At 69.2% G+C, this 1,085-nt stretch carries 2 protein-coding genes; both read right to left on the bottom strand.

Translation table 11 applies throughout. The annotated features are described in order from the left end of the window. The coding region (locus ACIRS4_RS38730; RefSeq protein WP_404205047.1) for an ATP-binding protein at positions 1-182 on the bottom strand (182 nt) is incomplete at its 3' end. Positions 183-246: 64 nt separating this feature from the next. Beyond that, on the bottom strand, positions 247-1,068 hold the full coding sequence (locus ACIRS4_RS38725; RefSeq protein ID WP_404205045.1) for a helix-turn-helix domain-containing protein: 822 nt from the start codon (positions 1,066-1,068) through the stop codon (positions 247-249). Between the last annotated feature and the right edge of the window lie 17 nt (positions 1,069-1,085).

Below are 1,085 nucleotides of genomic sequence, written 5' to 3'. Positions count from 1 at the left end.
GATTCGGTGCCGGCCACCCAGCGGACATTTCCGGCGGCGGCGGTGGCCATCCGCGCCAGCGTGGTTTTCCCGACCCCCGCGTCACCCGTGAGCACCACACCGACGAAGTCGCCGCCGGTGAGCGCCGACCTGATCGATTCGAGCTCGTTCTCCCGTTCGACCATCGGCCAATTCCGAGCCATGGATCAACTGTAGTTCGCCGGGCCCGCCCCGGCGGTCGGAACGCGGGCCTGCGAGCTGCGGTTTTTATTCGTTGACCAGCCGCAATCCAGGGGTTCGGGCGTGTCGGCGGTCGACCAGCCAGATCATGACCGTCTGGTCCGCGGCCGGATCCAGGGTCTCCACTTCGACCTCCACCTCGCCGCGCAGCGGGTGCTGCAGGCGCACCACGACGGAACGGAAGTCGGTGAGCCGGTGCTCACGCCAGCGCCGCTCGAACTCGGGATTGCGGCTCAGCGTCTCGATGGTCCCGGCGACCGAGGGGTCGTCGGGGAATCGGGTGGCGGCGGCCCGCAGCGCCGAGGTGGCCATGTCGGCGACGTCGGTCCAGTTGAGGAAGGTTTTCCGGGCGGCCGGATGGTCGAAGACGTAGATCGCGAAGTTGTTGTGCGCCTCGGTGTCGAACATGCCGAGCGGTTCGGTGAAGTCGCGGAAGGACGGGTTCCAGGACAGCAGGTTCAGCCAGCGGCCGAGCACGAAGGCGGGTGTGGGCTGCAGCGCGTCGATGACGGCCTGGATGGTGTCGGAGACCTGTTCGCGGGCCTGTCCGGCGGCCGGGCAGGTGGTCTTCTGTTCCAGGCCCAAGGCCAGCTTGCCGAAGTGGTGTTTCTCGACTTCGTTGAGCCGCAAGGCATCCGCGAGCGCGGCGAGCACGGCGGTGGAGGGGTTGGTGTCGCGTCCCTGTTCCAGCCGGGCCAGGTAGTCTGCGCTGACGCCGGCGAGCGCGGCCACCTCCTCGCGGCGCAGGCCGGGTGTGCGCCGGCGGCGGCCGCTGGGCAGGCCGACGTCCTCGGGCTGCAGCTGGGCGCGTCGGGCGATCAGGAACTCGGCGAATTCGGAACGGGACACCCTTCCATACTGCCTGG

Origin of the sequence: Streptomyces sp. NPDC101166, assembly GCF_044768125.1 — a bacterium.
Taxonomy (GTDB): Bacteria; Actinomycetota; Actinomycetes; order Streptomycetales; family Streptomycetaceae; genus Streptomyces.
Note: the sequence above shows the minus strand (reverse complement) of the source record. Positions and strands in the feature narration are given on the sequence as shown.